The sequence below is a fragment of the Intestinibacter sp. genome (genome assembly GCF_022780145.1).
Taxonomy (GTDB): Bacteria; Bacillota; Clostridia; order Peptostreptococcales; family Peptostreptococcaceae; genus Intestinibacter.
Genome location: NZ_JALEXO010000020.1, coordinates 1 through 4,807 on the forward strand (window position 1 = coordinate 1; position 4,807 = coordinate 4,807).

Genomic DNA, 4,807 nt, shown 5'->3' on the forward strand with positions numbered 1-4,807 from the left:
GATTTCCATAAATTCTTCACCTGTTATAGTTTCTTTTTCAAGTAAGAATTTAGATAATTCATGGAGTTTTTCTTTGTTTTCTTTAAGTATATTCATAGCCTTTTCGTGAGCTGATTTTATTATACTTAAAACCTCTTCGTCGATTTTAGTCGAAGTTTCTGGTGAACAAGTAAGTGATGCATCTCCTCCTAGAGAGTGATTGTTGACTGTTTCAAGTGCCATCATATCGAAATCTTCACTCATACCGTATCTAGTCACCATAGCTCTAGCAATCTTAGTCGCTTGTTCTATATCGTTTGAAGCTCCTGTTGTAAATGAGCCAAATATCAATTCTTCTGCTGCACGTCCTCCTGTGAAGGTAGCGATTTTGTTGAACGCTTCCTCCTTAGACATAAGGACTTTTTCGCCCTCTTCAACCTGCATTGTATATCCAAGTGCACCTGAAGTACGAGGGATTATAGTTATCTTGTGAACTGGAGCAGATTCAGTTTGCTTAGCTGCTACAAGCGCATGACCTATTTCGTGGTAAGCTATTATTGATTTTTCCTTTTGAGATATAACAGCTCCCTTTCTTTGGTAACCAGCTATTACTACTTCTACGCTTTCTTCTAGGTCCTCTTGTAGTACTTGATGTCTGCCCATTTTAACTGCACGCAACGCACCTTCATTAATTATGTTGGCAAGCTCTGCACCACTTGCTCCTGCTGTAGCTCTAGCTATTGCATTGTAGTCGATGTCCTTTGCCATGTGTACGCCTTTAGAGTGTACCTTAAGTATCGCTTCACGACCCTTTAAGTCTGGAAGCTCTACAGGTATACGTCTGTCAAAACGACCTGGTCTAAGCAATGCCTTGTCTAATGAGTCTGGTCTATTAGTCGCTGCAAGTATTACAACACCTTTTTTGCCGTCGAAACCATCCATTTCTGTAAGCAATTGGTTAAGAGTTTGTTCTCTCTCGTCGTTTCCTCCTGGCATTCCAGTATCACGTTTCTTACCTATTGTATCTATTTCATCTATGAAAACTATACATGGAGCTTTTTCGTTGGCTTGCTTGAACAAATCTCTGACCTTAGCAGCACCCATACCTACAAACATCTCAACGAATTCAGATCCTGATATTGAGAAAAATGGCACCTTAGCTTCTCCAGCTACAGCCTTTGCAAGTAGAGTTTTCCCTGTACCTGGAGGTCCTACAAGTAGAGCTCCTTTTGGCATTATCGCACCGATTTCTTCGTATTTTTTAGGGTTGTGAAGGAAGTCTACTATTTCTGTAAGAGCTTCTTTTGCTTCATCCTGTCCAGCTACATCGTCGAAGGTCTTTCCTGTCTGTGCTTCTACATATACCTTGGCGTTGCTCTTACCAAATTGCATCGCATTTGAAGCACCACCCATTCTCTTAGTCATAGACTTCATAAGCCAGTTTCCTATAAATAAGAATATCGCAAGTGGCAATATCCAACTCACTATGAAGTTGACTATCCATGAGTTTTCATCCTTGATTTGCTTTGTAAATTTGACATTATTATCTTGCAAAGTTTTAACTAAATCAGGGTTTTCAACATATCCTGTATAATATGACTTTTTATTGTCTTTATTTTCTGATGTTTCTTTTAAATTATATACTATCTCTGTATCGCTCATTTGGACTTCTGATACTTGTCCTGCTTCAACTTGAGTTAAAAATGTACTGTAATCCACTTCTTCGTATATACGAGAATTTATGCTAGGTAAAAATAAACTATTTAGCATAACTACAAGTATTAAAATTAAAAAGAAATTAAAATAATTAAAATGTTTCGGTTTGTTTTTTTCTTCTTTCATATAAGCACCTTTCCTATTCTCTATGTCTGTAAATTTTAAATTCGATTTAATAAACTATATTATATCTTATTATTCTTTAAAAAATATTAAATCATTCTTAAATAATTTACATCATATATATTATTGTATATCCCCATCTACCATAATATCTCTTTCTATTAAAACATTATCTAAATCCTCGGATATTCATATTCTAACATAAATATAAGTTATTCTTATTAATTGAATATGTATTTTAACAAAAATTTTATATAATTAAAATATACTCGTAAAAAAGATAATTTACACAATTTTAAGAGGAGGTGTTTTTTTGGAAAAACAAGAATTCAACGAAGCAAAAATTATATCCTCTGTAATAGTCTATATATTGATTAACTTTTTTGTGATGCTCGTAGCTTTTTTTATAAATGAAGACATTTTAGACTCCAATACTGATTCGCTTCAATTGATTGCAGATGCTTTATTTATTTTATTTTTATTTTATAAATTCAGAGTTACATTTAGAAAGCTCGGTAATTTAATTAGAGATTTTATCGAAAAATTAGATATAAAAGAGATTATAAATGTCGTCTTCACCCAAATCTGTATATCTATGGGTGCTACATTGTTGATACTAGCTGTGTTTTGCATAATCGATATAGATACTGCAAATTCACTAAATAGCGCATCAGATGATTTATTTACAAGCACATTAATATCCTTTATAACAACTGTGATAGCAGCACCTATAGTTGAAGAACTGCTTTTTAGAGCAGTGTTTTTTAAAAGGTTGTCTAAAATTTTCGATGTGTACGTAGGTATGGTGATTTCTTCTATATTATTCGGCATTTTACATATAGAACTAGCTGTAGTCGGAGCTGTAATTTTCGGAATCGCAAACTGTATCTTATATTTAAAATATAGGAATATATTGATACCTATGACTGTGCATTTTTTCAATAATTTATTGGCGAGCTTACCTATGTTGTTTTCAAATGCCACTTCTTCAGCTGAATCAAAATTAATTACACGAAACGATGCTTATTCATTTTTGATATACGGCATAATTGCTTTTTCAATTGGGCTTATTTTATTTATTAGATTTATCATAAAAAATCGTCAATATATAGAAAAAGATGCCTTCGATATGAAGGTTTATAAATTTAAAAAAGGATTGCTTTAAAAATAGCCCCCTCGTATATCGATAAGGGGCTATTTAAAATATTTAAACTTGACGTATAGTCCATCTATTTTTTATGATACTTTTGTTTTCAGGATAAAAATCAATCACAACTCCATCTGTTATAACAAGAACTTTTCCTGGAGGGAATTTCTTAATTTCATTTCCTTTCTGTGCTACCCATTCATGGTTAGACATATTTTTTATGCCAATAAGATCCTTACGCTTAGCATTTTGTATTACTTTACCTATTACTTGTGAACGTTCAACATCTTCATAGCTGACTAATTTATTTGATATTTCAGTTCCCGGAACTAAATCTAATAACATTGTATCGCTATTTCTTTGGCTAACAACTGCAAAGGCAGTACATAATTGGTATTTTGGTATAGAATTATCCTCAGGCTTTTTAGGAGCGTCCTTGTTTATTTCTATTACCTTTGTCTTTTGCTCGAAATCCTTACTTTCATCGATATTTTCATTTTTCTCAGGTAATAATTTCTTTTGAAGTTTTTCTCTAATGCTTTCTTTTTTAGGTTCCTTAATTTTAGTAGGCTCTTTCTTAGTATTTTTTGAATCTACAATATTTTTAAATTTTGTTAGAACCTCTATAAATGACTTATCCTCTGCACGCGCCTCTGGATCTTCAATTCCTGCGACAAAATTTTGATTAAATATCATTTTTATTTTGTCTGAATAAAATCTATTCCAGTATTTTATTAAAACAGAATGTATCCCATAAACTGGTCGATTAGTTTTGTCATCGCAATTATATACAAATACTGGATTTTCATAATATTTAAGTTCATCATTTTTAGTATAGCAAGGAATATTTAACGACTTGCTACCTTCAAATGGGTCGCTCTTAAATAAAAGTCCAAATAATAAGAACGCCATGCTATGTCTATCTGTGTTTATATTTGGTCTTGCTTCTTTTCTCAGAATTTCAGGAGCACAAGTTTTTTCGTAATTAACTTCATAAGTATCATCGTTTAATGAAACTATTTTTTTATCATTTATTATTTTACACTCTCTTTTTGGAGTGATGATTATATCCTTTGCTGTTATTCCGTTAAAACAGCTATCTAGACTATGGACTCTAGCAAAAAGATTACATAACTGTATGCATACATATAAATTTTCACTTATATTGTTGAATTTAGCATTTCCTGAAATATATTCTTCTAATATTTCGCCATTTGTACTAATTAATTCCTTAAAATCCTTTGGTTTTACTATATCTACTTTTATATCTTCTCCGTCTGTAGCTACTTCAGGTGATATTACTGGTATAGTTATAGGCTCTGCACCTTCTCCTGATTCTATTTTAATAGGATTATCGTCGTCTTCATCTTCTTCTACATCCTTATTCTTTTCAACAGGAAATTCACCTAAGTCCTTTGCCCATTCAAATTGCTGTTTTAATTCCTCTATTTTACTAGATTGTTCAGTATCTTCACTTTGTTCCTGTGGATTTATTTGTTCGCTATTTTGTTGAGTATTCTCTGGTTTGTGGATATATTTATAATCATCGTCATCTTCTTCTTGTTTATTTTCATCCACAGTTGGCTCATCTTGTGTACAAGTTAGCTCGGTTTCAGAAGCATCTTCTATAGGAATCTCTGTAGATGTATCTCCTGTACGAGTATTTTTCTCGATTTCAGCGCTTTTTTCTATTTGATTTTCATCAAAACCTTTTTCTCTAAGATAGTTCTTATAGCTATCTTCTAATTCATAAGAATCTAAGTTTTCCACAAATTCGATTTCTATCTCTCCGTCACTTTTAGATAAATCCTCATCGTTATCCACTAAATCACAATCCTCTAA

Annotated in this window: 3 protein-coding genes; 1 reads left to right on the top strand and 2 read right to left on the bottom strand. The window is 32.3% G+C overall.

Annotated elements, in window-relative coordinates:
- Positions 1 to 1,821, bottom strand: a 1,821-nt coding sequence (gene ftsH / locus MR593_RS00770; protein WP_290685876.1) for an ATP-dependent zinc metalloprotease FtsH, incomplete at its 3' end; no start/stop codon positions are given.
- A 310-nt stretch (positions 1,822 to 2,131) separates the two neighbouring features.
- On the opposite strand from ftsH, the gene MR593_RS00775 reads away from it, so the two are divergent.
- Positions 2,132 to 2,983, top strand: coding sequence for a CPBP family intramembrane glutamic endopeptidase (locus tag MR593_RS00775; RefSeq protein ID WP_290685879.1), 852 nt, complete (start codon positions 2,132 to 2,134; stop codon positions 2,981 to 2,983).
- A 42-nt stretch (positions 2,984 to 3,025) separates the two neighbouring features.
- Here MR593_RS00775 and MR593_RS00780 read toward each other — a convergent pair.
- The coding region (locus MR593_RS00780) for a hypothetical protein (RefSeq protein ID WP_290685881.1) at positions 3,026 to 4,807 on the bottom strand (1,782 nt) is incomplete at its 5' end.